Annotated in this window: 1 pseudogene; it reads right to left on the reverse strand. The window is 35.0% G+C overall.

Features of this window, described 5'->3' with window-relative positions:
- Positions 1 to 206: pseudogene (locus tag GQR38_RS20130) on the reverse strand (AAA family ATPase); the annotation flags it as partial.

Genomic DNA, 206 nt, shown 5'->3' on the forward strand with positions numbered 1-206 from the left:
TTCTATCATGCTACAAATTTTGAGCATTTTAGCATCACTGGCAATTAAACCATTTAACATAGATTCTTGTTGATTGCTCAGCTGGCGATTTTGTTCTTCTAAATGATAAATATGAAAAGCACGTTGAACGATGAGATCTAATGTATCTGGGTCTACTGGTTTAGCATAAAAATCATAAGAGCCCAGCTTAACAGCTTGCATTGCAT

The organism is Pseudoalteromonas sp. c7(2019), from assembly GCF_011378625.1.
In the GTDB taxonomy this organism is placed as follows: Bacteria; Pseudomonadota; Gammaproteobacteria; order Enterobacterales; family Alteromonadaceae; genus Pseudoalteromonas; species Pseudoalteromonas arctica.